The organism is Myroides albus, from assembly GCF_009711045.1.
GTDB lineage: Bacteria > Bacteroidota > Bacteroidia > Flavobacteriales > Flavobacteriaceae > Flavobacterium > Flavobacterium album_A.
The window spans coordinates 99,638-126,368 of the sequence record NZ_WMJX01000005.1 but is presented as its reverse complement, the minus strand read 5'-3'; the positions used below and the strand labels follow the sequence as shown (position 1 = coordinate 126,368).

Here is a 26,731-nt window from a genome sequence, read left to right as displayed (position 1 = left end):
TACAAAATTATTTAATTTCTTCTACAGAAACTAAGTGTTGAACTTTTTTTACCATTCCTAAAATTGCACTTGAAGCTTCATGCTCCACTACTTGTCCAATTTTACGAAGTCCTAAAGCCTCTAATGTTCTCTTTTGAATAAGAGGACAGTTGATTTGGCTTTTTACTTGTTTTACTTTTATTCTTGACATAACTTCCTTCAAATTAACCTTTAAATACTTTTTCTAAAGAAATTCCTCTTTGTTTTGCAACTGTAGAAGCACTTCTTAAGCGTAATAAAGCATCGAAAGTAGCTTTAACCACGTTGTGTGGGTTAGAAGAACCCTGAGATTTTGATAATAAATCTTTAATCCCTACTGATTCTACAACTGCTCTCACAGAACCTCCAGCAATTACTCCAGTACCCAAAGATGCAGGCATCAATAATACTCTTGCTCCACTGAATTTACCTTTTTGTTCGTGAGGAATAGTATGACCATTCAAAGGAATTCTTACTAAGTTTTTCTTAGCATCTTCCACCGCTTTAGCGATTGCTTCAGAAACATCTTTTGATTTACCTAAACCATGACCCACTACACCGTTCTCGTCACCTACTACAACTACAGCTGAGAATCCGAAAGCACGCCCACCTTTAGTTACTTTAGTTACACGATTAACACTAACCAAACGGTCTTTTAAATCAAGACCACTTGGTTTTACAAATTCTACGTTTTTATAATTTTGATACATAACTAATTAGAATTTTAATCCAGCTTCTCTAGCACCGTTCGCTAATGATTGAACACGTCCGTGGTATAAATAACCATTTCTGTCGAAAGATACATTTTCTATACCAGCTTTTAAAGCTTTTTCTGCAATTAGTTTCCCAACCGATGCAGCAGTTTCAATATTGGTTCCTCTTGTTATACCAGCTTCTCTTGAAGATGCTGAAGCTAGAGTTACTCCATTCACGTCATCTATGATTTGCGCATAGATCTCTTTATTACTTCTGAATACAGAAAGTCTTGGTTTTGCTGTAGTTCCAGTAACCACCTTTCTAATTCTGAATTTTATACGTTGTCTTCTTTCAGATTTTGTTAATGACATAGTCTTAATTTTTAAGCTGATTTACCTGCTTTTCTTCTTAACTCTTCACCCACAAACTTGATACCTTTTCCTTTGTAAGGTTCTGGTTTACGGAATGAACGGATTTTAGCTGCCACTTGACCTACTAATTGTTTGTCATGTGAAGTCAATTTCACTAGTGGGTTTTTCCCTTTTTCAGATATAGTTTCCACTTTTACTTCTGAAGCAACATCTATTACGATATTGTGTGAAAAACCTAAAGCTAAATCTAACTTTTGACCTTGGTTAGAAGCACGATATCCTACCCCTACCAATTCCAAAGTGATTGTAAATCCTTCAGATACACCTGTAATCATATTGTTAATTAAACTACGGTATAAACCGTGTTTTGCTCTCTCATCTTTATCGTCAGATGAACGCTCAACAATTACATTATTTTCTTCAACTTTAACACTAACTGTATCAAATTTCTGAGTAAGCTCTCCTAATTTACCTTTAACAACGATCTCTCCTTCTTTAACGTCAACCGTTACACCAGCAGGGATTGCTATTGGACTTTTTCCTATTCTTGACATCTCTTAGTCTTTTTAAATTAGTATACGTAACAAACTACTTCTCCACCAACATTAAGTTGTTTCGCTTGTTTTCCAGTCATCAATCCTCTTGATGTTGAAATAATAGCGATTCCTAAACCATTTAAGATTCTAGGAAGGTCAGCTGCAGAAGCGTATTTACGCAAACCTGGTTTACTAATTCTTTGGATATCTCTAATTACAGACTCTTTAGTGTCCTTATCATATTTTAAAGCTATTTTGATTGTTCCTTGAACTGAACTATCATCAAATTTATAGCTTAAGATATATCCTTGATCGAATAAAATTTTCGTGATTTCTTTCTTAAAGTTAGATGCTGGAATCTCAACTACTTTGTGGTTTGCACGCACAGCATTTCTAATTCTTGTAAGGAAATCTGCTATTGGATCTGTATACATTGTTTTTACCTTTAAATCTTAATTACCAACTTGCCTTTTTAACTCCTGGTATCAATCCATTATTTGCCATTTCACGGAAAGTAACACGAGAAATACCGAACTGACGCATATACCCTCTTGGTCTTCCTGTTAATTTACATCTGTTGTGTAAACGTACTGGAGAAGCATTTTTAGGCAATTTTTGTAACCCTTCGTAGTCTCCAGCTTCTAAAAGAGCTTTTCTCTTATCAGCATATTTATCTACTAATGCTTGTCTTTTTACCTCACGGGCTTTCATTGATTCTTTAGCCATACTTAATTCTTTTTAAAAGGTAATCCTAATTCAGCAAGTAAAGATTTCGCTTCTTTATCTGTATTAGCAGATGTTACAAAAGTGATATCAAAACCAGCGATTTTGTTTACTTTATCAATATTGATTTCAGGGAAAATAATCTGCTCAGTAACACCTAAGTTATAATTTCCTCTTCCGTCAAATCCGTCAGATTTAATTCCTTGGAAATCTCTAACACGTGGTAAAGCAGAAGTTACTAAACGATCTAAGAACTCATACATTTTCTCTCCACGTAAAGTTACTTTAGCTCCAATTGGCATACCTTTTCTCAATTTAAACGTAGCAACGTCTTTCTTTGAGATAGTAGCAACAGCTTTTTGTCCTGTAATTTTAGTCAATTCCTCAACTGCGTAATCAACTAATTTTTTATCAGATACAGCTGCTCCAACACCACGGCTAACAACGATTTTCTCAAGTTTTGGAACTTGCATAACGTTTTTGTAACCAAATTCCTCAGTAAGAGCAGAGATTACTCTGCTTTTATACTCTTCTTTAAGTCTTGGTATATAAGCCATAACTATAATACTTGTTTTGATTTTTTAGAAACTCTAACATTTTTTCCGTTCTCATCTTTCTCGATAGCTACTCTTGTAACTTCGTTAGTCTTAGGATCTACGATCGCTAAGTTAGAGATGTGGATTGGAGCTTCTTTTTTAACAATTCCACCTTGAGGGTTAGTAGCACTAGGCTTAACATGCTTAGAAATGATGTTTAACCCTTCAACAATAGCTTTGTTTTTTTCACGTAATACACGTACTACCTTACCTTCTAAACCTTTATGGTCTCCAGCAATTACACGTACTGTATCTCCTGTTTTTATCTTTAGCTTAGTCATCTTTTGAAAGAATTATAACACCTCTGGTGCTAATGATACAATTTTCATGAATTGTTTTTCACGAAGTTCTCTCGCTACTGGACCAAAAACACGAGTTCCTCTCATCTCACCTGCAGCATTCAATAATACACATGCGTTATCATCAAATCTGATGTAAGATCCATCGGCTCTTCTCACTTCTTTTTTGGTACGAACAACAACTGCAGTTGAAACAGCACCTTTCTTAACGTTTCCGTTTGGAGTTGCTTCTTTGATTGAAACTACAATTTTATCTCCTACAGAGGCATAACGACGTTTCGTTCCTCCTAACACGCGGATTGTCAAAACTTCTTTTGCTCCCGTGTTATCTGCTACTTTAAGTCTAGATTCCTGTTGTACCATAATTATTTCGCTCTTTCAATGATTTCAACTAATCTCCAACATTTAGATTTAGATAATGGACGAGTCTCCATAATTCTAACTGTATCACCAATGTTGCAGTCATTTGTTTCGTCGTGTGCAACATATTTCTTAGTTTTCAACACGAACTTTCCGTATAAAGGGTGTTTTACTCTCTTTACTTCAGACACAACAATAGATTTCTCCATTTTGTTGCTAGTAACAACACCTATTCTTTCTTTTCTTTCTTTTCTATTTTCCATCTTTCGGCAGAATACAATTATTGTAACTCTCTTTTACTTAACTCTGTCTTAACTCTAGCGATGCTTCTTCTAACCGTTCTGATTTGAAGAGGATTCTCAATTGGAGAAATCGCGTGTGCAGATCTTAAGTTATTATATGCGCTTGTCAACTGCGTTAGTTGATCTTGTAATTCAGCTACAGATAGACTTACTATTTCTGATTGTTTCATGATAAATTTTAGATTATGCTTCGAAATCTCTAGCGATTACAAATTTAGTTCTAACTGGAAGTTTTTGTGCTGCTAAACGCAATGCTTCTTTAGCAACTGAAATTGGCACTCCACCAACTTCGAACATAATTCTTCCTGGTTTTACCACAGCAACCCAGTACTCTACTGCACCTTTACCTTTACCCATACGTACTTCAAGAGGCTTTTTAGTAATTGGTTTATCTGGGAAAATCTTGATCCACAACTGTCCTTCACGTTTCATGAAACGAGTAGCTGCAATACGAGCTGCCTCAATTTGACGAGAAGTAATAAATGAAGTGTCCATCGATTTGATTCCAAACATACCATTTGAAAGTTCATGCCCTCTTTGAGAAATCCCTTTCATTTTACCTTTCTGTACCTTACGGTATTTTGTTCTTTTAGGCTGTAACATTTTTCTTCAGTTTAAAAATTACTTTCTTTTGCGTTGGTTAGTTTTACCTTTTGGAGATCCTGCTGATTTAGATTGTTTTTTATCCATTCCAGCTAACGGAGAAAGATCTCTTTTTCCATAAACTTCACCTTTCATGATCCACACTTTAATTCCCATTCTACCATAAGTAGTGTGAGCTTCAGCAAGTGCGTAATCGATGTCAGCTCTGAAAGTTGATAAAGGAATACGTCCTTCTTTAAAAGTTTCAGAACGTGCCATTTCAGCACCATTCAAACGACCAGAAATCATAACTTTAATTCCTTCAGCGTTCATTCTCATCGCAGCAGCCATAGCCATACGAATCGCACGACGGTAAGAAATTCTGTTCTCAATTTGACGAGCGATACTTGCAGCCACAAGATATCCGTCTAATTCAGGACGTTTGATTTCAAAAATGTTAATCTGAACTTCTTTATCAGTAATCTTTTTTAACTCTTCTTTTAGCTTGTCTACCTCTTGTCCACCTTTCCCGATAATAATACCAGGTCTTGCAGTAGTGATAGTAACGGTTACAAGTTTCAAAGTTCTTTCGATGATTACTTTAGAAACACTAGCTTTTGATAAACGAGCATGGATATACTTTCTGATTTTGTGATCTTCAGCGATTTTATCACCGTAGTCATTTCCACCATACCAGTTTGAGTCCCATCCTCTAATAATACCAAGGCGATTCCCGATTGGATTAGTCTTTTGTCCCATACTGCTTATTAATTGCTTTGTGTGTTATTATTAGATCCTAACACGATTGTTACGTGATTAGAACGTTTTCTTATTCTATGTGCTCTTCCTTGAGGTGCAGGACGTAATCTTTTTAACATCATACCACCATCAACTCTGATTTCTTTAACGATTAAACCAGCTTCTTCAATATTTGAATCACTGTTCTTCGCTTGCCAGTTAGCGATTGCAGATAAAAGCAATTTCTCTAAATTACGAGAAGCTTCTTTTGAACTGAATCTTAATATATTTAGAGCTTTTTCTACTTTCTGTCCTCTAACTAAATCCGCTACTAAGCGCATTTTTCTTGGAGAAGTAGGGCAATTATTTAGCTTAGCGAAAGCAACTTGCTTGTTAGCCTCTTTAATCTGCTCAGCTCTCTCTCTTTTACGAACTCCCATAGCTTCTTATTATTTTTTACCTTTATTCTTTGCACCAGCGTGACCTCTAAAAGATCTTGTTGGTGAAAATTCTCCTAATTTATGTCCTACCATGTTCTCTGTTACATATACAGGAACAAATTGACGACCATTGTGCACTGCGATAGTTTGTCCAACGAAGTCTGGAGTAATCATAGAAGCTCTTGACCAAGTCTTGATAACTCCATTTTTTCCACTCTCTACGTTTTGTTGAACTTTCTTCTCTAATCTAAAGTGAACATAAGGTCCTTTTTTTAACGAACGTGCCATGTCTTAATCTTTTATTTCTTTCTACGTTCAACAATATACTTATTACTCGCTTTAACTTTTGAACGAGTTCTGTAACCTTTAGCAGGCATCCCGTTTCTTGAACGTGGGTGTCCTCCTGAAGAACGACCTTCTCCACCTCCCATTGGGTGATCTACTGGGTTCATCGCTACAGCTCTTGTTCTTGGTCTTCTACCTAACCATCTAGATCTACCAGCTTTACCTGAAACGATTAATTGGTGATCGTGATTAGACACAGCTCCGATAGTAGCTACACACTCTAATAAAATTAAACGGATTTCTCCTGAAGGCATTTTAATAGTAGCATATTTACCATCTCTAGCAACTAATTGTGCAAATGTACCTGCTGAACGAGCAATAACAGCACCTTGTCCTGGACGTAATTCGATACAAGAAATAACAGTTCCTAAAGGAATATTTCTTAAAGGCATCGCATTCCCAACTTCTGGTGATGCTTCTGGTCCTGAAACTACAGTTTGACCAACTTTCATACCGCTTTGTGCAATTACGTATGATTTAGCTCCATCTGCGTAAGCAATCAAAGCGATGAATGCTGTACGGTTTGGATCATACTCGATAGTTTTAACAGTAGCTGGAATTCCAACTTTAGTTCTTTTAAAATCTACCACACGGTATCTTTGTTTATGACCACCACCTGTGTAGCGCATGGTCATTTTCCCTTGACTATTTCTACCTCCAGATTTTTTTTTCGGTGCTAGTAAACTACGCTCCGGCTTATCAGTTGTTATAGCGTCAAAACTATTCACAACTCTAAAACGCTGACCTGGGGTAATAGGTTTTAATTTTCTAACTGACATTATTTATTAGATATTTGAATAAAAGTCTATACTCTCTCCTTCTTTCAATTCAACTATTGCTTTCTTGTAAGCATTAGTTTTAGCGTTGATCATTCCACTTTTAGTGTACTTAACAGAACGCTTAGCAGCATAGTTCATAGTATTTACACTAACAACAGTAACTCCATAAGCAGCTTCTACTGCTTTTTTGATCTCAATTTTGTTAGCTCTTCTATCAACTACAAAACCAAAACGACCGAATATTTCGCCGTCTTTAGTTATTTTTTCTGTAATTATAGGCTTAATTAAAACACTCATCTTCCTATTATTTACTTAAATTTTCGACAATTCCAGCTACAGAACCCTCAGTTAACACTAAACTACCAGCATTTAAAATACCGTAAGTGCTTAATTCTGAAGTAGTTACAACAGCAGCCTTCTCTAAATTGCGTGATGACAAATATACATTTTTATTTGATTCACCAAACACAAATAGAGATTTTTTATTTTCCAACCCTAAACCACTCAACACTTTGATAAAATCTTTAGTGCTTGGAGCTTCAAAGTTAAAGTTTTCAACAACGATTAAATTTGATTCTTTTGCTTTAATTGAGAAAGCAGATTTTCTTGCTAATCGTTTTAAACTTTTATTCAATTTTAAAGAGTAAGTTCTTGGTCTTGGTCCGAAAACTCTACCTCCTCCGCGGAATACTGGAGATTTAATACTTCCTGCTCTTGCAGTACCAGTTCCTTTTTGTTTTTTAATCTTGCGAGTACTTCCAGAAATCTCAGCTCTTTCTTTAGCCTTGTGAGTTCCTTGTCTTTGATTTGCTAAATATTGTTTAACATCAAGATATACTGCGTGATTGTTTGGCTCTATACCGAATACTGAATCTAAAAGTTCAACTTTTCTACCAGTATCTTTTCCTGTGATATCTAAAACTTTTACTTCCATTACTTCTGAATGATTACATAAGAGTTTTTGTGTCCTGGAACTGCTCCCTTAACAACAAGTAGATTCTTATCAGCAACTACTTTTAAAACTCTAAGGTTTTGTACTGTTACATTTACTCCTCCTGTTCTTCCTGCCATACGCATTCCTTTGAATACTCTAGAAGGATAAGAAGATGCACCTACAGATCCTGGCGCTCTTAAACGGTTTTTTTGACCGTGAGTAACTTGTCCTACCCCACCAAAACCGTGACGTTTAACAACCCCTTGGAATCCTTTACCTTTAGAAACACCTTGTACGTCAACAAACTCACCTTCTAAGAACAAATCTACAGTGATTGCATCACCTAGTTTATACTCTCCAGCAAAATCCTTAATTTCAACAACTTTTCTTTTAGCAGATGTACCAGCTTTTTTAAAGTGACCTAACTCAGCTTTAGTAGCATGTTTATCTGATTTGTCATCGAAACCAAGTTGTAACGCTTCATACCCGTCAACCTCATTGGTTCTGACTTGGGTAACGACATTAGGACTTACTTCGATTACTGTACATGGAATGTTTTTTCCATTCTCATCGAAAATACTAGTCATGCCGATTTTTTTACCAATTAACCCAGACATAAATATTAATTATTAATTATAAATTGTTTTATTCATTTAAAGAGCTAAGTATTAAGAGCAACTCTTAATACTTAGCTAGAATATTATTTTCAGTTAAGAAAAGTTAGTTATTATCACACTTTGATTTCAACTTCAACTCCACTTGGTAACTCTAATTTCATTAAAGCATCAATTGTTTTTGAAGATGATGAATAAATATCTAACAATCTTTTGTATGAACTTAATTCAAACTGCTCTCTTGCTTTTTTGTTCACGTGAGGAGAACGAAGAACAGTAAAGATTTTTTTGTGAGTTGGTAACGGAATTGGACCTGTTACAACAGCACCTGTACTTTTTACAGTTTTTACGATTTTCTCTGCTGATTTATCAACCAACATATGATCGTAAGATTTTAATTTTATTCTGATTTTTTGACTCATTTTACTCTAAAATTAAGCGTTACCTTTTGCTTTAGTGATTACTGCTTCTGAAATGTTTGATGGCGTCTCAGAGTAGTGAGAGAACTCCATTACAGAAGTTGCTCTACCAGACGATAATGTTCTCAATGTAGTAACATAACCGAACATTTCTGATAATGGAACAGAAGCCTTAACAACTTTAGCACCATTTCTATCATCCATACTGTTGATTTGTCCACGACGACGGTTCAAATCTCCAACGATATCACCCATGTTTTCTTCAGGAGTCAATACCTCTAATTTCATGATAGGCTCTAAAATGATAGCTCCAGCAGCTTTAGCAGCAGCTTTATACCCCATCTTAGCAGCTAATTCGAAAGATAATGCATCCGAGTCAACCGCGTGGTAAGAACCATCCACTAAAGTTACTTTCATTGAATCCATTTCGAATCCAGCTAAAGGACCTTGTTTCATTGCCTCTCTAAATCCTTTCTCTACAGAAGGGATATATTCTTTAGGAACGTTACCACCTTTAACTTCGTTTACGAATTGTAATCCAACGAATGGTTTTCCATCTACGTCATCAGCAGGTCCCATTTTGAATACGATATCCGCGAATTTACCACGTCCACCAGATTGCTTTTTATAAGCTTCTCTATGATCAGCGAAACGAGTAAGAGCTTCTTTGTACTCAACTTGAGGCTCACCTTGGTTAACTTCAACTTTGAACTCACGTCTCATACGGTCAATAAGAACGTCTAAGTGTAATTCACCCATACCAGAGATTACAGTTTGTCCAGACGCTTGGTCAGTTTTAACTGTAAAAGTAGGATCTTCCTCAGCTAATTTAGCTAAAGCAGTACCCATTTTATCCATATCCGCTTTTGTTTTTGGTTCAATAGCGATACCGATTACAGGGTCTGGGAATATCATACTTTCTAATACGATAGGATTCTTCTCATCACATAAAGTATCTCCAGTTTTGATATCTTTAAATCCTACAGCAGCTCCAATATCTCCAGCCTCAATATATTCAACTGGGTTTTGTTTGTTAGCGTGCATTTGGTAGATACGAGAAATACGCTCTTTGTTTCCAGAACGAGTATTCAATACATAAGAACCAGCATCTAAGTGTCCTGAATAAGCTCTAAAGAAAGCTAAACGACCTACGAATGGGTCAGTAGCAATTTTAAACGCTAATGCAGCAAACGGCTCAGTAACTGAAGGCTTACGTAAGATTGGCTCTTCTGTATCAGGATTAGTTCCTTCGATAGCTTCCTTATCCATTGGAGAAGGTAAGTAACGACAAACAGCATCTAACATAAACTGAACTCCTTTGTTTTTGAAAGAAGATCCACAAGTCATAGGAATGATGCTCATATCAAGAGTAGCAGCACGTAAAGCAACGTGAATCTCATCCTCAGTGATAGAGTTTTCATCCTCCATGTATTTTTCTAATAAATTTTCATCGTATGCAGCAATCTCTTCGATTAACTGACCTCTGTATTGCTTAACTTCATCCAACATATCCGCTGGGATCTCAACAACATCAAAAGTAGAACCATGATTCTCATCATGCCATACGATTGCACGGTTTTTCACTAAATCAACGATACCTTTGAAATCAGCTTCATCACCAATTGGTAAAACAATCGGCACTGCATTAGATTTCAACATATCTTTTACTTGCTGACATACTGCTAAGAAGTTAGCACCTTGACGGTCCATCTTATTAACAAATCCCATACGAGGAACTTTATAGTTATCAGCTAATCTCCAGTTAGTTTCTGATTGAGGCTCAACACCATCAACAGCACTAAATAAGAAAACTAATCCATCTAATACACGTAATGAACGGTTAACTTCAACTGTAAAGTCAACGTGTCCCGGAGTATCGATAATGTTGAAGTGATATTCCATAGACTCAGGAATCACAGCTCCTTGAGTTGTAGGGAAATTCCAAGTACAAGTAGTAGCTGCTGATGTAATAGTAATACCTCTTTCAGCCTCTTGCTCCATCCAGTCCATTGTAGAAGATCCTTCGTGAGTCTCTCCCATTTTGTGGTTTTTACCTGTATAGAACAAAATACGCTCTGTCGTAGTTGTTTTACCAGCATCGATGTGAGCAGCGATACCAATGTTTCTTGTATATTTTAAATCTCTTGCCATTGTATATAGTTTCTGTATGGATTAAAATCTAAAGTGAGAGAATGCTTTATTTGCCTCAGCCATTTTGTGAGTATCCATTCTCTTTTTAACTGCAGCACCTTCTTCTTTAGCAGCAGCTAAGATTTCAGAAGCTAATTTTGCAGCCATTGACTTTTCATTTCTTTTTCTCGCATACAAAATCATCCATTTCATCGCCATAGAAATCTTTCTATCCGGACGAATTTGCATTGGAATTTGGAAAGTTGCCCCTCCAACACGACGAGAACGTACTTCTACGTGAGGCATAACATTTGTCAATGCATCTTTCCAAACTTCTAATGAAGTTTTCTCCTCGTCTTGTTTTTTCTCCTCTACGATAGCTAAAGCATCATAGAACACTTTAAAAGCTGTAGACTTTTTACCATCCCACATTAAGTTATTCACAAAACGCGTAACTAATTGATCATTAAATTGCGGATCCGGTAAAAGAGGTCTCTTTTTAGCCTGTCTTTTTCTCATGTCTTCCTTCTTAAACGTTTATACGATTACTTTTTGTCTTTAGGGCGTTTAGCACCATATTTAGATCTTCTTTGAGTTCTACCGTTTACTCCAGCAGTATCCAAAGCTCCACGTACGATGTGGTATCTAACACCTGGTAAGTCTTTTACCCTTCCACCTCTAACTAATACTATCGAGTGCTCTTGTAAATTGTGTCCTTCTCCTGGGATGTAAGCGTTTACTTCATTACCATTTGTTAAACGTACCCTTGCAACTTTACGCATTGCAGAGTTTGGTTTTTTAGGTGTAGTAGTATAAACACGCGTACAAACTCCTCTTCTTTGAGGACAAGAATCCAAAGCAACCGATTTACTCTTCTTAGTCAATTGGGTTCTCCCTGTTCTTACTAATTGTTGAATTGTTGGCATAATGTTTATTAATAATTTCCACAAATAATTTTCCCGCACACTATACGGGGTTGCAAATGTAAAAACTTTTTTGAATTATTCAAAACTCAATTCATTAATTTTCAATCATATTAAACTTTTTTTTTAAATCATTTTATTTCATTGCGCTTTGCTATTAAAAATTAGCTTTCTCCTAAACTAATATTATCAAACACCTTCATTTAAATCATTATATGCAAAGCAACCAAATTCAATATTATTGCGTTTCAAGCAATTCTATAGCACTTTTATACAAAAGAATACGTTCTCACCGCGTAATTATATAGATACATATAGTTACTCTTTTGTAAAAAAGAAAACCTATCCATACAAAATAGTATAAATAGGTTTCCGATTGATAAACTTACACAAGCATTAAGATTATAGCCATACTTCCACTAAGTGATACCACAAAGCTTTACCCTCAATAATTCTAAATACCGCAGAAGATTTTCGCTCATTTCTATCCTTTCCTGTTACTTGAATTTCTTTATACTGAACAAGTATATGTGAGAATGTAGCACTAGCTTTTACATCTTCTAAAAACACTTTTCTTCCTGGAAACTTTCCATAAACAGAAGGCAACCATTGTACAAACGCTGCGTAGTCCATTTGCTTTTCATCTCCATTGACCATAACAAATGACTGATCGAATGTACTTGTTATACGGCCTAATACTTCATCTTGATTAGCTAACTCTCCACAGAACCACATCTCTATGTTTTTACAAAAGTCTTGCACTTGTTGTACCCCTAACCCTATTTCTTTTGTTGTATACATAATTATTTACTTTTATTAACTTCTCTATTCAACATGCTATAAAATACTATACCTATTAATTGTACTACACCTAAACCTATTAAAGCAATTGCAAAAGCCTGAGAATAGCCACATACACTTTTTAAACTGAAAAACAATGTTCCTATAATAGCCCCACCCAAGACACTTCCCACTTGAATGACAGTACTTACTATTCCAGATGCTTGTCCTACTTGATCCACTTCAATGTATCGAATACTCTCTTTCATCATCACAGGCATAATGATTCCGTGTCCAAATCCAGCAAATAAGAAAATCAAATGCATTCCTAATGTTGGTGTTTCATACTTACTAAACAATCCTCCCAAGAGGATAAATGAAACAAGCAACAACCCTAAACCTAACTTAATCCAAAACCCACTCTTTCTCCCTCCTTTCGCAAATAAGATTGGCCCAAAGAAAAATCCTACTCCATAAGGAACAATAGCCAATCCAGACGCTAATACTCCCCAATCCAAATAGGATTGTAAATAATAAGGATAACAAACAAAGAGTCCAGCTGTAAAATTATAGAACAAGATAATAGGTAAGCTAAAAGCAAAACCTTTATTGTCAAACAATTTCATAGACAACAATACAGGGTAAGCGTGTCGTTCTCGATAACATTCATATTGCACAAAGCCAATCAATAGAACAATGCTCAATCCAATAATCGCAAAAATCCACCAAGCCCATTGATAAGCGCGCCCATATATTAAAGGTGTAATAAAACACAGTAGTGCTCCTATTACTAACAATACACCACCTATATCTAAGGGCTGTTTCTTTAATGTTTCTTTAGACATATGCGTATATATCCCATATAAACAAACTGCTGCCACTGGTACATTAACCAAGAAGATAATCTCCCAAGTCATTCCCCACAAATGAACACTCAATAATACACCTCCTAACAATTGTCCTACAATAGCAGCTAATCCAAATACAGAACCAAAAAAGCCTAATGCCTTTGCTCGCTCTGAATCATCAAATAGGAGTCGAATAGATGCTAATACCTGAGGAGCCAATAGCGATGCTCCTATACCTTGTAGAAACCTAGAAAAGATAAGTAAACTAATCGTAGGGGAAAAAGCACACGCTATAGAAGACAATAGAAATATCCAAAGCCCAGTAGTAAAAATGGTACGTCTACCATATATATCCCCCAACTTACCACTACACACCACTAAGGCAGCATACGTCAGTCCATAAATAGCAATAACCATTTGCAATTGATTTTCTGTTGCTTCAAAAGAATCCTTTATTGCAGGTAAAGCCATATTCACAATAAAATAGTCTAAAGGAGAAAGAAAAGCACCGATTACTAAATAGCGCAATACACTCCATCTATTTTTATACGCACTCATATTCATTTTTTTTATTCCTTTGCAAAGAAAGCACCTTAAGTACAAAATTAATTGTACTATAAAAGGTTTTTCTAGTACGGAAATATGCGTTACGACACACTTGAATCAATAGCTATACGAGAGATTACTCTACATGAAGATAGTGTAGAAATACAATCCACTTCCCAATTGCTGCTTGTTTATATCCTACAGGGCAAAGGAGTCAGTGTATATGAATCCCATGAAGTACCTTTCCAAAAAGGAAAACTATACGTTATTCCTTTTAATACGCATTACCTCTTCTTGAGTAAAGAATGTACCCTACTAGTCATCGAATGCCCTCAAACCTTCATCACACAGATACGCATGGAGGCAGACCGCATCGAGACTTGTGATAATATCAACAAGCTAACCTATATCACCCACAACTATCACGCAAAAGGAGGATGTGTCTTCCATAGCAAAGAAGACGAAACATTTGCAGAGCACCTGCTTAGAAATATACAGAGAGAGTACCAACAGCAAGCACTGGATTATTTAATTATCAGACAGAGTGTGTCTATTTTGCTCAATCTTATTGCACGCAATCTTATACAGTGTGACTACAAACAAGTAAACGAAAACAAGAAAGTACAAGATGTCATGAGTATCATCACCTATGTACAAAAGAATATTAAGGATAGAGAGAAACTATCCATAGAGGTCTTAGCAAACACCTTTGGAATTTCAAAAAACTACTTCGGAGAATACTTCAAAAAGCAAATAGGTATATCCCTACAAGACTATATCTTAAACTACAAACTAAAACTAGTAGAAACAAGACTGAAGTACAGTACAATGCGATTAAAGGAAATCGCCTTTGAATTAGACTTCAATGACGAGAGTCATCTATCTAAATTCTTTAAAAAGCATACACAATTAAGCCCAACACAATATAGAAACTTACACAGGGAAAAGTAAAAACACATGCAAACAATCATACTGCATCTAGTCTATGTACAAGACATTGAATAGTTTCAGTAGTAAATATATTAAGATATTATCGATAATCTATTTTACTTATTCCTTCACGATACTATTTCAACTAATAAAATCATTATATTAATTATTGATAACACGTACAGTGTATATCTCTTTATCGATGATTTTATATTGCATTTCTCTACAAACAGTATAATTAGTTAATTGACTATTTTTTCAGTTTTAGTAACTGTATACCGCTCAAAGGATAATAATCTCAAAAAGTTGCAAGAGCAGACAAGTAATCGAATTAAAAGGCGCTCTATACGCATCCTCTTTTTTCACTTGATTATCCTATATATACGCAGTAATTTTGTAGTCGTATATTACTAAGTTTTAACTTCAGTAATTGTACAGTCATATAACCTAACATTTTATATTACATTTGCACCATGGAACAGGACAATCAAATATTTGGTATTCGTGCAATTATCGAAGCCATAGAGGCAGGAAAAGATATCGACAAAGTTTTTATTCAAAAAGAAGCAAGTGGAGAATTAATGAATGAGCTGCTTAAAGCACTTAAAAAGAACAACATTAATTTCTCATATGTTCCAATTGAAAAACTAAATCGATTAACAAAAAAGAATCACCAAGGCGCAATAGCAAGTATTGCTCCCATTTCTTTTGTCTCGTTAGAAACATTAGTAGAAGGTGTATTAGCAGAAAAAGAGAAACCTCTATTTGTTATTTTAGACCAAATATCAGATGCTCGTAACTTTGGAGCGATTATCCGTACAGCTGTATGCTGTGGTGCAGATGGAATCATTGTTTCTAAAAATGGTGCAGCACCTGTGAATGGTGATACGGTAAAGACTTCTGCAGGAGCAGTGTTTAATATACCTATTTGTAAAGTAGACCACATCAAAGACGCTGTCTTTTATTTACAAGGTTCTGGAGTTATTACATTAGGAGCGACAGAAAAAGCAGAAAAAGAAATCTACGATATAGATCTTAATACTCCTTTAGCAATCATTATGGGTAGTGAAGATAAAGGTATTAACCCCTCTGTACTTAAAATCATAGATGAGAAAGCAAAATTACCTATGTTTAGCACAATAGATTCATTAAATGTTTCTGTGGCATGTGGAGCATTCTTATATGAAGCAATTCGTCAAAGAAGATAGACAAATGGAACAACCCGCTAAAAGACAAATGCGCAAACCAAGCTATCCTGTATCAGATGATTTAGCGAGGTACCTTAAAAAGTATAAACGTACTACAAAGATTAGTATTTTATATGAGGACTTGTTGCGCTTTAGTGGCTATGTAAGCGTGGAAGATAAATTTGGTAATGACACGCTGTGGTACAGAGTTTATTATCCAGAACATGAATATGCAGAAATCGAAGCCAATCTTGCGAAAGTGTACACTTTACTTCATTCTGATGGAGATGTGACCCTATTAGAGCACTTGGTGGTCGATACCATAGACTTTTGTTCTTTTGGAAACTCACAACCGTTCCGCATTAAAATTAGAAACAAATTAAATGACATCTATACTAATTTCTACGTCAAAAAAGCAGATGCCTCTCGTATCTACGGATTAGAATTAGAAGAAATGATGTCTCCAAATACCGTAAACTACCTTGTACACAAAGATACATTGATTGAAGAACACATCATGGGAATACCAGGAGATGTGTTCATCAAAGAGTATTTGCCTCAATGTACTGAGTTAGAAAAATCACAAATCGCAAAGGAATACGTAAAGTTCAACGAGCGTTGTCTAATTGGATTATTAGGTGATATGCGTTCGTACAATTATGTCATTATTCCCACTCACGATTTTGATCACGTTGTCTATCGCATACGACCAATTGACTTTGATCAACAATGTTATGAGGGCAATCTAAAGTTCTATCTACCTCAATTCTTTAAAGAGAATAACACAATCGTACAATTAGTATTAGATAAGTTTAAAGATATTTCTATAGAACAATATAGAAAAGAGATTCGCTCAGTATTAGTGAGAAGGGTTATAAGTAATCAAGACAGGATTCAAGACATACTCAATGTCATGAAACAAGATACAATAGCTCCTAAAGAGCACATTGACCAATTAAAAATGGAGATGTATGACTTTGTTCATGAAAAAGCTTTTAAGTATTGTAACAATATGGGAGAGATACTTGAAACGGCAATAAAGTTTACAATTAAGAATTACAGAAGCGTCTTTTAGAAGACGCTTTTTATTTATACTCCCTATACTTCTGAAGGTAATCCACGTAAACTATGGGTAAAGTAGGTCGATAACAGTTAGAATAATCAATAGGTTTTTCCTTCGGGATTACAATAAAATTACCATTTTCATCAAAACACTGCATAAAGGGATCTTGCGAGGCATCATAACTAGGTTTTTGCCAATCGTACTTATAGTATTTCTCAGGTATTTCAGGTTCTTCAATCACATAGCTAAGAATTAAACCTGCGATAAATCCACTCAAGTGACCTTCCCAAGAAATCCCTTCTTCTACAGATGGAAACATATACCAGACAGTTCCTCCATACAAGACTACAATGACTAACGACACAGCCATTAATCTATAATAACGCGTCTGCATCCCCTTAAAAAAAATAAAACTGACGAGCACATAAACAAGACCACTTGCTCCAATGTGATAACTTGGTCTTGCAAACAACCAAGTACCAAATCCCGACAGCAGAATACCCAAAACAACAACTTTCCACGTTTGCCTCTTATAGAAATACTGCAGGATGATAAGTAGAATAAACAATGCACCCGAATTATTGTACAAATGCTTTAACCCTCCATGAATAAAAGGACTAAAAAAGATTCCCCTTAACCCAGACCAAGTCCTTGGATACACACCATATTCATACAATTCTAAGAAGTAAGTCCAATCACACCAAAAGGCACCCCATATGAATAAAACATAAAATAGGGGCAATAAAATGATGTTTATTGAAAAGGCAGGCACTTTCTTCATAAAACTAATGTAAGACATTTATTCATAAAATCCATTCAAAACTCCGGCTACTAACCGCAGTACTTTAATTAATCGAACAAAGTCTTTTCAAGAATGAAAGGAAGTTTCAAAAAGCATTGTATTTTTGTTTCTACAATTACTAAGAATATGATTATGATGGATGCACCATTAGCAGAAAGAGTAAGACCAAATCACTTAGAAGATTACGTCAGCCAAGCTCACTTGGTAGGTGAAAATGGAATACTAACAAACCAATTGAAAATGGGCTTTATACCGTCCCTAATTTTTTGGGGACCTCCAGGTACAGGTAAAACCACATTGGCAGAAATACTTGCTAAACAAAGCGAACGTCCTTTCTATGTGCTAAGTGCAATCAATTCAGGAGTAAAAGATGTTCGAGAAGTAATTGAGAAAGCCAAGCAAAACACAGGATTATTCACGACGAAAAATCCAATCTTATTCATTGACGAGATTCACCGTTTCAGCAAGTCACAACAAGATTCACTACTTGCTGCTGTCGAACGAGGATGGGTTACTTTAATAGGTGCTACTACTGAAAATCCAAGTTTTGAAGTTATCCCTGCACTGCTTTCCAGATGCCAAGTCTATACCTTGAATGCTTTTAGCAAAGACGACTTACAAGCCTTGTTAGAAAGAGCAATTACCCAAGACGAGGTGTTAAAAACAAAAAAGATAGTATTAAAAGAAACCGAAGCTCTCTTTAGGCTTTCGGGAGGAGATGGTAGGAAGCTGCTAAACACTTTTGAACTTATCATCAATGCTACAGGTGGTGACTATATAGAAATCAATAATGAGATGGTGCTCAAAGTAGTACAACAAAATACTGTACTATACGACAAGACAGGAGAACAACACTATGATATAGTTTCTGCTTTTATCAAATCCATAAGAGGAAGTGATCCCAATGGTGCTGTATATTGGTTAGCCAGGATGATTGAAGGAGGTGAAGATTTGAAGTTTATAGCAAGACGCTTAGTAATTCACGCATCTGAAGATATAGGATTAGCTAATCCGACTGCACTGATTATGGCAACTAATGTATTCCAGGCTGTATCTGTCATTGGTTATCCAGAAAGTAGAATATTACTGAGTCAATGTACTATTTACCTGGCTACTTCTCCCAAGAGCAATTCCTCTTATATGGCGATTGGCAAAGCACAACAAGCAGTCAAACAGTTTGGAGACCTCTCTGTTCCAATCCACTTGCGAAACGCTCCTACAAAATTAATGAAAGAGCTTGGTTATGGGGAGGAGTATGACTATCCGCATAACTTTAATAACAGCTTCATCACTCAAGAATACTTGCCAGATGATTTAAGTGGTACAGTATTTTATGAACCAGGAGATAATGCAAGAGAAAAGAGTACACGTGAATTTCTGAAAAACAGATGGGAGATCAAATATGAATACTAATATATATAGAACCAAAAACCTGCTGTTAAAGCAGGTTTTTTATTTGTAGTAACTCTTGCACTTGGACAAGAGATTTATCACTAACAACTTCTTGAGGATGATAGTAAATAGCATCCATACCAACACTCCTTGCTCCTTCGATATCTGCTAAGAGATTATCTCCTACCATGACAGTCTTGCCAACGTGAACCTGTGCTTGAGATAACGCGTATTGAAATATTTTAGGATCCGGTTTCTTAACCCCAGCATTCTCAGAGTTTGTAATTGTCTGGAAGTAATCATAGATACCAGAGTTTATTAATTTTCTGTTCTGAACTTCATTAAACCCATTTGTAATTATATGTAGACGATAGGACTCTTGTAAATAGTCTAAGAGATCGATAGCCCCATCAAACAAATAATTGTAATTAGGTAAATAGTTCAAATACTTATCTCCCATTTCAAGTTGTTTTGTAGTCGTAGTTGAATAACCTAATTGGTCAAACGTATCGCGTATTCTGCCAATTCTCAATTCCTCTTGTGACACTTGATTAAGACTGTATTTATCCCAGTATGTTGCATTGATATCTACATAAAACTTCAGAAAGTCTTCAATAGAAAAGGGAAATTTCATCTCGTCGATAACTTGTTCAAAAGCCAAAGCCGAATTGCGTTCAAAATCCCATAATGTATGATCTAAATCAAAAAATATATCTGTCTTGTCCTTAAAAGGATAATTCATAACTCGTTATTTTTAATAACTGCAAAAGTAAGACTTAAAATTAAATACTGTTTGTACAAGTTACATTAAACCTTCATCCGCAAAGCTATAATAGCTGTGTTCTGTTATAATCACATGGTCCAACAAAGAGATATCCATGATTTTCCCACCTTCCTTAATCTTCTTGGTAATCGCAATATCTGCCTCACTTGGTTTTAGCTTACCCGAAGGATGATTATGAACAAGAATCAATCCTGTTGCGCGATAGTCTAAAGCCGACTTAAAAAGAATGCGAACATCGACAACTGTTCCCGTCATTCCTCCTTTACTCAAAGATAATTTGTGATTAACCTTATTCGAATTACTCAAAAGTAAAACCCAAAATTCTTCATGATCTAAATCACCTAAAACAGGTTGCATAATTTCAAATACATCTTGACTACAAGTAATTTGATCCTGAGTCAGCTGATCTGCAGATCTTCTTCTTTGACCAATTTCTAAGGCCGCTATAATAGAAACAGCTTTAGCTTCTCCTATCCCTTTAAAGGTGGTTAATTGCTTTACTCCTTGTCTTGCGAGTAAAGCTAAGTTATTGCTATAGAATTGCAATAATCGCTTTGATAATTCCACTGCTGTTTCCTGCTTACTTCCCGATCCAATCAGAATAGCGAGAAGTTCTGCATCACTCAAAGAAGCCTTACCTTTGAGAATCAATTTTTCTCTTGGTCTATCATCTTCTGCCCAATGTTTAATAGTAAAATTAGTTTGCTCCATACATATTAGATTAACACTTGTACAAGAGCAACAAAAATCAAGCCTGTTAAAACTTGCGGATCGTTATAAAAAAAGCTTCTAATAGAATTCAATTAGAAGCTTTAAGTATTTATACTTTTAAAATAAAATTATTGTAATCTTTCTGAAATAAAGGTTTCCATATTTAACCCTCCATAGTTACCTGAACTCATAAATAACAATACAGTATCAGATAAATCCAAAGCATAAAGGTAAGATTTAAAACTTTCAGCATTAGTATAAGTTTTCAATCCCTCTTTTGCAAAAGCACTTAGCATTTGATCAGAGGAAATCTCTTGCATACGTTTGATCTTCAATGCATCCAAAGAATAAAACACAACTGCTTCGTCTGCTTTATCTAAGGCTCCTTTATACTGTTGCAAAAAGTCAACATTCAAACTACTGTAAGTATGTAGTTCAAGACATGCAATAACTTTCTTATTTGGGTATTGCAATTTTACAGCTTCTGTGGTTGCAATCACCTTGCTTGGTGAATGAGCAAAATCCTTATAGACGATAGCCCCTCCCTTGTCGAATAGCTTTTCTAATCGCTTAGAAGCACCTTTAAAGGTAGCTATTGCTTCATAAAAGTCATCTTCATCTATTCCCATATTTTGACATACCCACTTGGCTCCATTCAAATTACTTAAGTTATGTGCTCCAAAAACTTCAAGTGGCATAGGTCCCTCTGAAGTTTCAAGATAAGTAATTCCATTCTCAATCGAATAAGCAGGAGTATTATAAGCTATCTTTCGAATGGGATTAGCTGTTTCTTCGACAAGTTTTTCAACAATAGGGTCTTCTTCATTGTACACAAGTATTCCACCATTGACAATCTTATCAATAAAAATCTTAAACTGCTCTACATAATTTTCAAATGTAGGAAACACATTGATATGGTCCCAAGCGATTCCACTCAACAAAGCAATATTAGGTTGATACAAATGAAATTTAGGTCTAAGATCTAAAGCAGAAGATAAATACTCATCACCTTCAATCAACATAAAGTCATTTTCCGCTGTTAAATTCACCATCCTGTCAAAACCTTCTAACTGTGCTCCAACTAAATAATCAACTTCTCTATCGTGATAATGCATTACGTGTAAAACCATTGAAGTAATCGTCGTCTTCCCATGAGATCCACCAATTACAACTCTTGTTTTATTCTTTGAGTGTTCATATATAAATTCTGGGTAAGAGTAAATTTTTAAACCCAATTCTTTTGCTTTAATCAATTCAGGATTGTCGTTCTTAGCATGCATTCCCAAAATAACAGCATCGATATCACCTGTTATCTTTTCCTCAAACCATCCCTCCTTTTCAGGTAAAAGTCCCTTCTCTTGTAATCTTGATTTAGATGGCTCAAAGATAGCATCATCACTACCTGTCACTTGATCACCTTTATCGTGTAATGCCAAAGCTAAATTGTGCATTGCACTCCCTCCTATTGCGATAAAATGTACACGCATTTTATATATTTTTTAAACTTGAAATGTAAAATTAATACTTTAAACTTGAACATGAACACTTTTTGAAATGAAGTATACTATTTCGGTATAAATTACGCTTTTTAGAAATAAAAATGCAGTAGAATGAAAATCAATTTTATTGTTTAATTTTAACAAAAATTTAAAACTATGGAAAATCAAAATTTCGAATACCAAAATAACAACCAGTATCCCCAAAGATCACCTGACTACACTTTAGAGATTATCAGTTTAGTACTGGGTATTATAGGTTTAATCACCTCTTTTATCCCATGTTTTTACTGGTTTGCTCTGTTGTTTTTAATTCCTTCATTAATACTTGGAATCGTAGCGATTAGCAAGACTACAAAAAACCGTACTCCTAAGGGGTTTGCTATCGCAGCCACAGTCGTTGGCAGTGTAGGAATGCTTATTTGTATTGTCTGGCATACCATATTTGCTGCGGCATTAACTTCTGTTGCCAGAGATATAGATAATACAAACTCATACTACGACAATACACTATATCAAGATGAATATCAAACGGATAGCATACAAGAAGATACAGAATACATTTGGACAGAAGATACAGAAGAAGACGATTAAATACAATTAATATCTTGAAGAGAGAATACGTACTGATCAATAGTATATTCGCTGCCTTACTTGCAATCTTATTTGGCTATATCAGCATCTTAGCTTTTACAGACATAAGTGGAATCCATATACGTTCCTCTTGTGAAGGAATGCCTATCCAATATTGTAGAAGTAGAGGTTTGACGAGAGACTTTATCTCAATTATGCAAAAGGGGTATAGCCAGACCATATACATTAATCCATATAGTCAACGCATATTTACATTCTTCATCTATGCCTTTGTTACGAGAATACTCAGCACAATTGTCTTGCAATGGTTCACGAGTAAAAAAGTTTTTATATTAGATATAACGGTGCTTACACTCTTATTTGCGTATGCATTCTTTCCCTTACTCCTTGGGTAAAGTAACACATGTAAATACAGATAATAAATACTATTTACCCTATAAATAAAAAACATTATCTTCTACTTGCCTGATAACGATCAAAGTATTCGCATTCCTGAATTACTTCTTGGTAGAAATTCGTGTCGCTATACTGTTCTTTCAATTTAGCGAATCCCTTCCACTTTTTAAACATAATATCATCCCCCCACGCGCCGTAATAATAATCCTTGCTATGGTATTCTTTTACATAAAAATTGTTTCGCTCAATTTTTGCTTCGAAATAGGCTAACTTCGCTTTTTGTTCTCTTGTAGTAGCCTGTTTTTGGGCAATTGCATAGTATTTTTCAGCTAACTTCATACTTAATAAGATAGCTTTATTGTTACTACTAATAGAGTTACTGCCATATTCGTTTAGGATACTATTGTAATAAAACACCCTTGCATTTCCAAAGTAAGTCGTATTGTAAAACGCATTACCTAATAAAAGAGCATTATTATAAACATCTTCTCCCTTTGCAATCTTATCTTTCATTTCCTTGATTTTTTTCAAGAAAGAAAGCTTGGTATACTTCACTCTTTGTTTTGCTTGATGATCACAATCGTTACAATCTTTGATATTTCCGTTAAATGGATTTCCTAATAATTCAGTATCCTTATATAATAAGGTCTCATATTCATTAGAAAAATAAGCATTTTTTCTCTTGACAGGCTGTGCTTTCTCCATTTCAACAATAGCTTCCTCAATTTTATCTTGATAGAAAAAATACAGCGCACGACTTTCATAAATATCACTTAGATTAAACCCATAACTATCAACAAACAATTGTTCGAAAGCACTTTTATTCTTGCTCAATAGGTACTCTTCCATTTCACGAGATTGCTTCAAATTACTGTAATAAGAAGGTCCTTCTGAAACTAATACTTCAGCCATAATAGTATTATTATTCTCTTTATACACTGTTGAAAGAAAGCGTTTCACCCAATGTGCTGCATATTCATATCTAAAAGGATCTGAATAATCACGCGTATTCAAATTTTGAAACAACCATTGCATTTCAGTTAAAAGACGTGCCTCCACCTTTGAATCCACTTTTTCAACTTGAGAAACAGCATTGATTAAAGAAAATAAACGTATCTGATCTTGAATCATTACATCATCACTTTTCACTAACGCTTTAGCATCCTCCAAATACTTTGATGCACTGCTAAAGTTTCCTTGAAAAATATCTAAATAGGCCAGCGTTAATTTCCACAACACAGGATTGTGTAGTTTCTGTTTTTTATTGCTAACATCCCTTATCCATTGATATGTACTTTGATCAATCTTTCCTTCGACAGATTTAAAATAATCTGCTTTAGATTTAAACCTATGCTCCGTAGGAATATTGACTTCCTGCTCTTGTACATTAACCCATCTCGTTAACAAATAATCAATATGTGGACTACTCGGATCAATAGCATAAATTTGTTTCATGCTGCTAATCTCATCTTTATAATACCCCATGATAGCCCAAATAGCAGTTTGTACATTAACATCATCTGTCATTTCTACTATCCTTTGGATAGCAGTGTTATCTAATGGTTTAAAATTATAAGTGGCTATTTGACGTAATTGAGGTTCAGCATTGTAAATTTCAGCATACAATAGATTAGAGGTTTCATAATTTCCAGCTTGATAATAAGCACCTGCCACATAGCCAAGTCCTCTATAATACAATGTGTTCTTTTCTTGTTTATGTGCTGTACGCTCAAAATAGCTTATGACAGACTGACGATTACCCGAATAAAACTTTGCTTTTAGCACTTGAAACCACATGCGGTTACTAAAAAACTTATCTGACTTATTCATTTTATCGTAGAATTGCTGTGATAAAGTCACAATATCATTGTCCACAGGAATTTCTACATACTCTGAATAATTCCAATAATCATATGTACGACTACTATAGGCATCTATCCGTTTTGCAATATTCAAAAAAGTAACAAAATTCATTACTCTTTCATCTTTTAAATCTAAACCGTATTTACCTGATTTATTCTTTTTCTTATTCAAATCTAAATACAGTAATCGACTATTATTCTCACTATCTGAATCATCCAATAGGTAATAAGCAATAGCTTCTTTAGAAACCTTATTTCCTAAATACACACTCCAATCTTCTACAATATTATTGTGAAAAACATCCGTATTCGAAATATATTGATTATTGTAAAACCGTTCGTAAGGAGCAAAAAACATGGGTTGATAAGATTTATCAACGAATGCTTCAGGCGTAAAAGAGGAAGTCATAGCGTAACTCCAATACCCATCTGCACAAGCATAACTATAAATACCTACACCTACAACTGCAGAGAAGCTACTTGCAAGTAATAAGTTCTTTAAATACTTCTTTTTCATAAGAGTTTATATTTTTTGAATTCAAATCGTATAATATAATTTCATTGGGACAAGCATTACTCACCTTTAATAGGTCCTTTTTCATTTCTAACAACTGTTCTGAAGTAATACTTTCAATCTTAATAAGATCACCTTGTCTAAAAAACTGTCCGAAATAATCCCCTGTTTTGACCACTTCAAACTGCTTAGCATTCACTAATTTAAAAGCGTCATTTGCTGACACATCTTCTAAGCGTATGCGGCTAATCATCCGAACAACTTTACCTTTTCTACTCTGAATCAACCAAGAATAGATTGGCAAAGCATAGTTTAGGCGCAGAGGATATCCTTTGATATAAGCGATGTACTTATTTGCAATATTCCTATCGTAGATTGAGTTAAGGCTATCCGCAGCTATACTACCCATATTGTAATACATCAAGACACCATGATCAACATTGGGTATTCCTGTTTTCTCAGCATATTTAATCTGGTGTAAGCGAATAGTAGACGAAACTTTCCACTGTTCTATTCTCTTAATTTCTTCTATTAAAGTAAAAAAGTTTTCTCGAGATTGTAATGACCAATCACAGTCAAGTTGTACTTCTGTAATGGAGAGTGCATTCCGCTCATTCACCTGCTTAATGAAGTGAACGATCTTCTGTGCTAACGCCTGAAGATTAATATTATTTCGAAGCATCACTTCATTTTTAATATAAACCACAGGGACGATCGAAATACCTTCACTCACTTTCTCTTTAAATAGGATAGGACTTATAGGTATTGCCACGTCATTTTGCATTGCAACGTCAAAGTAACGCATATACAATTTAGTGACATTAAGCTCTTGAATAGATTGTTTCTCTATACTATCTAATTCGAAAGTAGTCTTCCAATAGTAGTAAGAGAGCTTGGTTTCACCTTCTAATTTATTGGGTTGCTTACTACAACTGATCAATAAAATAAAAGAGGATAAAAAAAAGATGAATTTCATACCTTAAACTTAGGTTACACGGTACAAAGATGCAAAAAAAAGCAC

37 protein-coding genes are annotated in these 26,731 nt (G+C 35.0%); 6 read left to right on the top strand and 31 right to left on the bottom strand.

Annotated features, from left to right (window positions below; genetic code table 11):
* Positions 1 to 7 precede the first annotated feature (7 nt).
* The 25 genes from rpmD to GJV76_RS04160 form a co-directional block, all read right to left on the bottom strand.
* Complete coding sequence (gene rpmD / locus GJV76_RS04280; protein WP_155091401.1) at positions 8 to 190, bottom strand: 50S ribosomal protein L30; 183 nt, start codon at positions 188 to 190, stop codon at positions 8 to 10.
* 13 nt (positions 191 to 203) lie between these two features.
* On the bottom strand, positions 204 to 728 hold the full coding sequence (rpsE, locus tag GJV76_RS04275; RefSeq protein ID WP_155034705.1) for a 30S ribosomal protein S5: 525 nt from the start codon (positions 726 to 728) through the stop codon (positions 204 to 206).
* A 6-nt stretch (positions 729 to 734) separates the two neighbouring features.
* The gene (rplR, locus tag GJV76_RS04270; RefSeq protein ID WP_155091400.1) at positions 735 to 1,085 is read right to left on the bottom strand and encodes a 50S ribosomal protein L18; all 351 of its coding nucleotides are present in this window, start codon (positions 1,083 to 1,085) and stop codon (positions 735 to 737) included.
* An 11-nt stretch (positions 1,086 to 1,096) separates the two neighbouring features.
* Entirely contained in the window at positions 1,097 to 1,639 is a 543-nt protein-coding gene (gene rplF / locus GJV76_RS04265) for a 50S ribosomal protein L6 (RefSeq protein ID WP_155091399.1), read from the bottom strand.
* 17 nt (positions 1,640 to 1,656) lie between these two features.
* A complete protein-coding gene (gene rpsH / locus GJV76_RS04260) occupies positions 1,657 to 2,055 on the bottom strand; it encodes a 30S ribosomal protein S8 (protein WP_155091398.1) in 399 nt (132 codons plus the stop codon).
* A 22-nt stretch (positions 2,056 to 2,077) separates the two neighbouring features.
* Positions 2,078 to 2,347 (bottom strand): 30S ribosomal protein S14, encoded by a 270-nt coding sequence (gene rpsN / locus GJV76_RS04255; RefSeq protein WP_155091397.1) that lies wholly within the window; start codon positions 2,345 to 2,347, stop codon positions 2,078 to 2,080.
* Positions 2,348 to 2,349: 2 nt separating this feature from the next.
* Positions 2,350 to 2,901: a 50S ribosomal protein L5 gene (gene rplE, locus GJV76_RS04250; RefSeq protein ID WP_155091396.1), complete on the bottom strand. Its 552-nt coding sequence runs from the start codon at positions 2,899 to 2,901 to the stop codon at positions 2,350 to 2,352.
* 2 nt (positions 2,902 to 2,903) lie between these two features.
* Positions 2,904 to 3,221: a 50S ribosomal protein L24 gene (gene rplX, locus GJV76_RS04245; RefSeq protein ID WP_155091395.1), complete on the bottom strand. Its 318-nt coding sequence runs from the start codon at positions 3,219 to 3,221 to the stop codon at positions 2,904 to 2,906.
* Positions 3,222 to 3,233: 12 nt separating this feature from the next.
* Positions 3,234 to 3,602, bottom strand: coding sequence for a 50S ribosomal protein L14 (gene rplN, locus GJV76_RS04240; protein ID WP_155091394.1), 369 nt, complete (start codon positions 3,600 to 3,602; stop codon positions 3,234 to 3,236).
* A 2-nt stretch (positions 3,603 to 3,604) separates the two neighbouring features.
* Complete coding sequence (gene rpsQ / locus GJV76_RS04235; RefSeq protein WP_155091393.1) at positions 3,605 to 3,862, bottom strand: 30S ribosomal protein S17; 258 nt, start codon at positions 3,860 to 3,862, stop codon at positions 3,605 to 3,607.
* A 17-nt stretch (positions 3,863 to 3,879) separates the two neighbouring features.
* Positions 3,880 to 4,071, bottom strand: coding sequence for a 50S ribosomal protein L29 (gene rpmC / locus GJV76_RS04230; protein ID WP_155091392.1), 192 nt, complete (start codon positions 4,069 to 4,071; stop codon positions 3,880 to 3,882).
* A gap of 13 nt (positions 4,072 to 4,084) precedes the next feature.
* On the bottom strand, positions 4,085 to 4,504 hold the full coding sequence (gene rplP, locus GJV76_RS04225; protein WP_155091391.1) for a 50S ribosomal protein L16: 420 nt from the start codon (positions 4,502 to 4,504) through the stop codon (positions 4,085 to 4,087).
* A gap of 18 nt (positions 4,505 to 4,522) precedes the next feature.
* Positions 4,523 to 5,242, bottom strand: a complete 720-nt coding sequence (rpsC, locus tag GJV76_RS04220) for a 30S ribosomal protein S3 (protein WP_155091390.1) — start codon at positions 5,240 to 5,242, stop codon at positions 4,523 to 4,525.
* An 8-nt stretch (positions 5,243 to 5,250) separates the two neighbouring features.
* The gene (gene rplV / locus GJV76_RS04215) at positions 5,251 to 5,661 is read right to left on the bottom strand and encodes a 50S ribosomal protein L22 (RefSeq protein ID WP_155091389.1); all 411 of its coding nucleotides are present in this window, start codon (positions 5,659 to 5,661) and stop codon (positions 5,251 to 5,253) included.
* Positions 5,662 to 5,670: 9 nt separating this feature from the next.
* On the bottom strand, positions 5,671 to 5,949 hold the full coding sequence (rpsS, locus tag GJV76_RS04210) for a 30S ribosomal protein S19 (protein WP_155091388.1): 279 nt from the start codon (positions 5,947 to 5,949) through the stop codon (positions 5,671 to 5,673).
* 11 nt (positions 5,950 to 5,960) lie between these two features.
* Positions 5,961 to 6,785 carry a 50S ribosomal protein L2 gene (gene rplB, locus GJV76_RS04205; protein WP_155091387.1) on the bottom strand — a complete coding sequence of 275 codons (825 nt, stop codon included), beginning with the start codon at positions 6,783 to 6,785 and terminating at the stop codon, positions 5,961 to 5,963.
* A gap of 6 nt (positions 6,786 to 6,791) precedes the next feature.
* Positions 6,792 to 7,082: a 50S ribosomal protein L23 gene (rplW, locus tag GJV76_RS04200; RefSeq protein WP_155091386.1), complete on the bottom strand. Its 291-nt coding sequence runs from the start codon at positions 7,080 to 7,082 to the stop codon at positions 6,792 to 6,794.
* 7 nt (positions 7,083 to 7,089) lie between these two features.
* Positions 7,090 to 7,719: a 50S ribosomal protein L4 gene (gene rplD, locus GJV76_RS04195; protein WP_155091385.1), complete on the bottom strand. Its 630-nt coding sequence runs from the start codon at positions 7,717 to 7,719 to the stop codon at positions 7,090 to 7,092.
* A complete protein-coding gene (gene rplC / locus GJV76_RS04190; protein WP_155091384.1) occupies positions 7,719 to 8,336 on the bottom strand; it encodes a 50S ribosomal protein L3 in 618 nt (205 codons plus the stop codon). Before rplC ends, rplD begins: the two co-directional genes overlap by 1 nt.
* A 113-nt stretch (positions 8,337 to 8,449) precedes the next feature.
* Entirely contained in the window at positions 8,450 to 8,755 is a 306-nt protein-coding gene (gene rpsJ, locus GJV76_RS04185) for a 30S ribosomal protein S10 (RefSeq protein WP_006259497.1), read from the bottom strand.
* A gap of 12 nt (positions 8,756 to 8,767) precedes the next feature.
* Positions 8,768 to 10,903 (bottom strand): elongation factor G, encoded by a 2,136-nt coding sequence (fusA, locus tag GJV76_RS04180; RefSeq protein ID WP_155091383.1) that lies wholly within the window; start codon positions 10,901 to 10,903, stop codon positions 8,768 to 8,770.
* 21 nt (positions 10,904 to 10,924) lie between these two features.
* Entirely contained in the window at positions 10,925 to 11,401 is a 477-nt protein-coding gene (gene rpsG, locus GJV76_RS04175) for a 30S ribosomal protein S7 (RefSeq protein WP_155091382.1), read from the bottom strand.
* A 26-nt stretch (positions 11,402 to 11,427) separates the two neighbouring features.
* Complete coding sequence (rpsL, locus tag GJV76_RS04170) at positions 11,428 to 11,808, bottom strand: 30S ribosomal protein S12 (protein ID WP_002987523.1); 381 nt, start codon at positions 11,806 to 11,808, stop codon at positions 11,428 to 11,430.
* Positions 11,809 to 12,207: 399 nt separating this feature from the next.
* Positions 12,208 to 12,606 (bottom strand): hypothetical protein, encoded by a 399-nt coding sequence (locus GJV76_RS04165; protein ID WP_155091381.1) that lies wholly within the window; start codon positions 12,604 to 12,606, stop codon positions 12,208 to 12,210.
* A 2-nt stretch (positions 12,607 to 12,608) separates the two neighbouring features.
* A complete protein-coding gene (locus GJV76_RS04160; protein WP_155091380.1) occupies positions 12,609 to 13,991 on the bottom strand; it encodes an MFS transporter in 1,383 nt (460 codons plus the stop codon).
* 84 nt (positions 13,992 to 14,075) lie between these two features.
* On the opposite strand from GJV76_RS04160, the gene GJV76_RS04155 reads away from it, so the two are divergent.
* The 3 genes from GJV76_RS04155 (at position 14,076) to GJV76_RS04145 (ending at position 17,171) form a co-directional block, all read left to right on the top strand.
* Positions 14,076 to 14,930 (top strand): AraC family transcriptional regulator, encoded by an 855-nt coding sequence (locus GJV76_RS04155; protein WP_155091379.1) that lies wholly within the window; start codon positions 14,076 to 14,078, stop codon positions 14,928 to 14,930.
* A 452-nt stretch (positions 14,931 to 15,382) separates the two neighbouring features.
* Positions 15,383 to 16,117: a 23S rRNA (guanosine(2251)-2'-O)-methyltransferase RlmB gene (gene rlmB, locus GJV76_RS04150; RefSeq protein WP_155091378.1), complete on the top strand. Its 735-nt coding sequence runs from the start codon at positions 15,383 to 15,385 to the stop codon at positions 16,115 to 16,117.
* Positions 16,092 to 17,171, top strand: coding sequence for a hypothetical protein (locus GJV76_RS04145; protein WP_230381497.1), 1,080 nt, complete (start codon positions 16,092 to 16,094; stop codon positions 17,169 to 17,171). Before rlmB ends, GJV76_RS04145 begins: the two co-directional genes overlap by 26 nt.
* A gap of 10 nt (positions 17,172 to 17,181) precedes the next feature.
* On the opposite strand, the gene GJV76_RS04140 is transcribed toward GJV76_RS04145, so the two are convergent.
* Positions 17,182 to 17,940: a rhomboid family intramembrane serine protease gene (locus tag GJV76_RS04140; RefSeq protein WP_155091377.1), complete on the bottom strand. Its 759-nt coding sequence runs from the start codon at positions 17,938 to 17,940 to the stop codon at positions 17,182 to 17,184.
* A 156-nt stretch (positions 17,941 to 18,096) separates the two neighbouring features.
* Here GJV76_RS04140 and GJV76_RS04135 point away from each other — a divergent pair, with 156 nt between their 5' ends.
* Entirely contained in the window at positions 18,097 to 19,374 is a 1,278-nt protein-coding gene (locus GJV76_RS04135) for a replication-associated recombination protein A (RefSeq protein WP_160338884.1), read from the top strand.
* Between the two features lie 25 nt (positions 19,375 to 19,399).
* Here the strand turns inward: GJV76_RS04135 and GJV76_RS04130 are convergent, their stop codons facing one another.
* The 3 genes from GJV76_RS04130 to GJV76_RS04120 all read right to left on the bottom strand — a co-directional run bounded on the left by GJV76_RS04130 (position 19,400) and on the right by GJV76_RS04120 (position 22,335).
* Positions 19,400 to 20,095: a YjjG family noncanonical pyrimidine nucleotidase gene (locus GJV76_RS04130; RefSeq protein ID WP_155091376.1), complete on the bottom strand. Its 696-nt coding sequence runs from the start codon at positions 20,093 to 20,095 to the stop codon at positions 19,400 to 19,402.
* 60 nt (positions 20,096 to 20,155) lie between these two features.
* Positions 20,156 to 20,848, bottom strand: a complete 693-nt coding sequence (gene radC, locus GJV76_RS04125) for a RadC family protein (RefSeq protein ID WP_155091375.1) — start codon at positions 20,846 to 20,848, stop codon at positions 20,156 to 20,158.
* A gap of 128 nt (positions 20,849 to 20,976) precedes the next feature.
* Positions 20,977 to 22,335, bottom strand: coding sequence for a UDP-N-acetylmuramate--L-alanine ligase (locus GJV76_RS04120; RefSeq protein WP_155091374.1), 1,359 nt, complete (start codon positions 22,333 to 22,335; stop codon positions 20,977 to 20,979).
* 168 nt (positions 22,336 to 22,503) lie between these two features.
* On the opposite strand from GJV76_RS04120, the gene GJV76_RS04115 reads away from it, so the two are divergent.
* Entirely contained in the window at positions 22,504 to 22,938 is a 435-nt protein-coding gene (locus GJV76_RS04115; protein ID WP_155091373.1) for a DUF4190 domain-containing protein, read from the top strand.
* Between the two features lie 14 nt (positions 22,939 to 22,952).
* On the top strand, positions 22,953 to 23,333 hold the full coding sequence (locus tag GJV76_RS04110) for a hypothetical protein (protein WP_155091372.1): 381 nt from the start codon (positions 22,953 to 22,955) through the stop codon (positions 23,331 to 23,333).
* A 55-nt stretch (positions 23,334 to 23,388) separates the two neighbouring features.
* Here the strand turns inward: GJV76_RS04110 and GJV76_RS04105 are convergent, their stop codons facing one another.
* Positions 23,389 to 25,713 (bottom strand): hypothetical protein, encoded by a 2,325-nt coding sequence (locus tag GJV76_RS04105; RefSeq protein WP_155091371.1) that lies wholly within the window; start codon positions 25,711 to 25,713, stop codon positions 23,389 to 23,391.
* Positions 25,673 to 26,686, bottom strand: a complete 1,014-nt coding sequence (locus GJV76_RS04100; RefSeq protein WP_155091370.1) for a hypothetical protein — start codon at positions 26,684 to 26,686, stop codon at positions 25,673 to 25,675. The genes GJV76_RS04105 and GJV76_RS04100 overlap by 41 nt, the downstream gene beginning before the upstream one ends.
* Positions 26,687 to 26,731: the final 45 nt, after the last annotated feature.

Excerpts from the sequence above, each read along its gene's own strand:
- GJV76_RS04135 (WP_160338884.1), top strand. The coding sequence starts at position 18,097 with ATGGATGCACCATTAGCAGAAAGAGTAAGACCAAATCACTTAGAAGAT.
- GJV76_RS04140 (WP_155091377.1), bottom strand. The coding sequence starts at position 17,940 with ATGAAGAAAGTGCCTGCCTTTTCAATAAACATCATTTTATTGCCCCTA.
- rplF (WP_155091399.1), bottom strand. The coding sequence starts at position 1,639 with ATGTCAAGAATAGGAAAAAGTCCAATAGCAATCCCTGCTGGTGTAACG.
- rplE (WP_155091396.1), bottom strand. The coding sequence starts at position 2,901 with ATGGCTTATATACCAAGACTTAAAGAAGAGTATAAAAGCAGAGTAATC.
- rpmC (WP_155091392.1), bottom strand. The coding sequence starts at position 4,071 with ATGAAACAATCAGAAATAGTAAGTCTATCTGTAGCTGAATTACAAGAT.
- rpsC (WP_155091390.1), bottom strand. The coding sequence starts at position 5,242 with ATGGGACAAAAGACTAATCCAATCGGGAATCGCCTTGGTATTATTAGA.
- GJV76_RS04155 (WP_155091379.1), top strand. The coding sequence starts at position 14,076 with ATGCGTTACGACACACTTGAATCAATAGCTATACGAGAGATTACTCTA.
- rplP (WP_155091391.1), bottom strand. The coding sequence starts at position 4,504 with ATGTTACAGCCTAAAAGAACAAAATACCGTAAGGTACAGAAAGGTAAA.
- rplD (WP_155091385.1), bottom strand. The coding sequence starts at position 7,719 with ATGGAAGTAAAAGTTTTAGATATCACAGGAAAAGATACTGGTAGAAAA.
- GJV76_RS04145 (WP_230381497.1), top strand. The coding sequence starts at position 16,092 with ATGAAGCAATTCGTCAAAGAAGATAGACAAATGGAACAACCCGCTAAA.
- rpsS (WP_155091388.1), bottom strand. The coding sequence starts at position 5,949 with ATGGCACGTTCGTTAAAAAAAGGACCTTATGTTCACTTTAGATTAGAG.
- rpsG (WP_155091382.1), bottom strand. The coding sequence starts at position 11,401 with ATGAGAAAAAGACAGGCTAAAAAGAGACCTCTTTTACCGGATCCGCAA.
- fusA (WP_155091383.1), bottom strand. The coding sequence starts at position 10,903 with ATGGCAAGAGATTTAAAATATACAAGAAACATTGGTATCGCTGCTCAC.
- rplB (WP_155091387.1), bottom strand. The coding sequence starts at position 6,785 with ATGTCAGTTAGAAAATTAAAACCTATTACCCCAGGTCAGCGTTTTAGA.
- rplN (WP_155091394.1), bottom strand. The coding sequence starts at position 3,602 with ATGGTACAACAGGAATCTAGACTTAAAGTAGCAGATAACACGGGAGCA.
- rplV (WP_155091389.1), bottom strand. The coding sequence starts at position 5,661 with ATGGGAGTTCGTAAAAGAGAGAGAGCTGAGCAGATTAAAGAGGCTAAC.
- radC (WP_155091375.1), bottom strand. The coding sequence starts at position 20,848 with ATGGAGCAAACTAATTTTACTATTAAACATTGGGCAGAAGATGATAGA.
- rpmD (WP_155091401.1), bottom strand. The coding sequence starts at position 190 with ATGTCAAGAATAAAAGTAAAACAAGTAAAAAGCCAAATCAACTGTCCT.
- rpsH (WP_155091398.1), bottom strand. The coding sequence starts at position 2,055 with ATGTATACAGATCCAATAGCAGATTTCCTTACAAGAATTAGAAATGCT.
- GJV76_RS04120 (WP_155091374.1), bottom strand. The coding sequence starts at position 22,335 with ATGCGTGTACATTTTATCGCAATAGGAGGGAGTGCAATGCACAATTTA.
- GJV76_RS04105 (WP_155091371.1), bottom strand. The coding sequence starts at position 25,713 with ATGAAAAAGAAGTATTTAAAGAACTTATTACTTGCAAGTAGCTTCTCT.
- rpsJ (WP_006259497.1), bottom strand. The coding sequence starts at position 8,755 with ATGAGTCAAAAAATCAGAATAAAATTAAAATCTTACGATCATATGTTG.
- rplR (WP_155091400.1), bottom strand. The coding sequence starts at position 1,085 with ATGTCATTAACAAAATCTGAAAGAAGACAACGTATAAAATTCAGAATT.
- rpsN (WP_155091397.1), bottom strand. The coding sequence starts at position 2,347 with ATGGCTAAAGAATCAATGAAAGCCCGTGAGGTAAAAAGACAAGCATTA.
- rlmB (WP_155091378.1), top strand. The coding sequence starts at position 15,383 with ATGGAACAGGACAATCAAATATTTGGTATTCGTGCAATTATCGAAGCC.
- rplW (WP_155091386.1), bottom strand. The coding sequence starts at position 7,082 with ATGAGTGTTTTAATTAAGCCTATAATTACAGAAAAAATAACTAAAGAC.
- GJV76_RS04160 (WP_155091380.1), bottom strand. The coding sequence starts at position 13,991 with ATGAGTGCGTATAAAAATAGATGGAGTGTATTGCGCTATTTAGTAATC.
- rpsL (WP_002987523.1), bottom strand. The coding sequence starts at position 11,808 with ATGCCAACAATTCAACAATTAGTAAGAACAGGGAGAACCCAATTGACT.
- rpsE (WP_155034705.1), bottom strand. The coding sequence starts at position 728 with ATGTATCAAAATTATAAAAACGTAGAATTTGTAAAACCAAGTGGTCTT.
- rpsQ (WP_155091393.1), bottom strand. The coding sequence starts at position 3,862 with ATGGAAAATAGAAAAGAAAGAAAAGAAAGAATAGGTGTTGTTACTAGC.
- rplX (WP_155091395.1), bottom strand. The coding sequence starts at position 3,221 with ATGACTAAGCTAAAGATAAAAACAGGAGATACAGTACGTGTAATTGCT.
- rplC (WP_155091384.1), bottom strand. The coding sequence starts at position 8,336 with ATGTCTGGGTTAATTGGTAAAAAAATCGGCATGACTAGTATTTTCGAT.
- GJV76_RS04100 (WP_155091370.1), bottom strand. The coding sequence starts at position 26,686 with ATGAAATTCATCTTTTTTTTATCCTCTTTTATTTTATTGATCAGTTGT.
- GJV76_RS04115 (WP_155091373.1), top strand. The coding sequence starts at position 22,504 with ATGGAAAATCAAAATTTCGAATACCAAAATAACAACCAGTATCCCCAA.
- GJV76_RS04165 (WP_155091381.1), bottom strand. The coding sequence starts at position 12,606 with ATGTATACAACAAAAGAAATAGGGTTAGGGGTACAACAAGTGCAAGAC.
- GJV76_RS04130 (WP_155091376.1), bottom strand. The coding sequence starts at position 20,095 with ATGAATTATCCTTTTAAGGACAAGACAGATATATTTTTTGATTTAGAT.